The 969-nt window shown below is 68.2% G+C and carries 1 protein-coding gene; it reads left to right on the forward strand.

Translation table 11 applies throughout. The annotated features are described in order from the left end of the window. Positions 1 to 169 precede the first annotated feature (169 nt). Positions 170 to 886 carry a hypothetical protein gene (locus STRIP9103_RS19180; RefSeq protein ID WP_048820566.1) on the forward strand — a complete coding sequence of 239 codons (717 nt, stop codon included), beginning with the start codon at positions 170 to 172 and terminating at the stop codon, positions 884 to 886. Positions 887 to 969: the final 83 nt, after the last annotated feature.

Raw genomic sequence — 969 nt, forward strand, 5'->3', positions numbered from 1 at the left:
CCTTCGCCATGCGGTGACCTCGTGTTTCGCCGCCCCACCGAACCCCGGCACTGCCCTCCCGGACAGTGCCCGAAGAGACAATTCCGCCCGCCCTCGGCGCGCCCGTAGCTTCGTCGCGACAGCGAGAACCGCGAACCCACAGTGCACCGCGCGACGAGGAGAGAAACACGTGCGCAACGGCATCACCGCATCCGCCATAGCCACCGCCGCCGCCATCGCCCTGCTGGGCGGCACCGGCCAGGCCTTCGCCGACAGCCAGGCCGCCGCCGCGCCGGCGGCCCCCTCGAAGCTGACCGTGGGCGCGTACAAGGCCTGGCTGAAGAAGACCCCGGGGGCCGCCGGCACGCTCAAGGCGTTCAGCAAGCTGCCCAAGGCCAAGCAGCAGGCCTTCGTCACCTACCTGCAGAGCGCCAAGGTCTACAGCGCGTTCAAGGTCGACCACCCCGGCGACCTCCCCAAGGGCGGCAAGAAGACGTTCCGCTACAACAAGGACGTCAACTTCATCAGCACCGTGACCGCCAGCACCCGCAAGGCCAAGGACGGCACCACCACCATCAGCCTGTCCGCCACGGCGACCGAGCGCATCTTCAACATCCCGGTCACCAGCGTGACGACCCAGCTGACCTACCAGACCGGCAAGAACCACCTGATCAACGGCAAGGGCCAGAAGGTCGGCCACAAGGGCACCAACTTCAACGCCGCCTTCGCCCTCAAGGCCTCCAAGAGCAAGATCGAGCCCGAGGCCAACATGCTCGACGGCGTGACCAACTGGACCGCCACGCCGAAGTTCAAGAGCGCCGGCACCAAGCCGGTCAAGAAGGTCCAGGTCGTCATCGGCCTCGGCGACCACAGCTGGAGCCACGGGCTCGTCAACGGCTCGCGCTGACACCGACACGAGCGGACACCGCTACGACAGACCGGGCGGCGCACCCCACCGTGCCCCGCCCACCCCACCCCAGCTGAAGGCGG

The organism is Streptomyces ipomoeae 91-03 (genome assembly GCF_000317595.1).
Classification (GTDB): Bacteria; Actinomycetota; Actinomycetes; order Streptomycetales; family Streptomycetaceae; genus Streptomyces; species Streptomyces ipomoeae.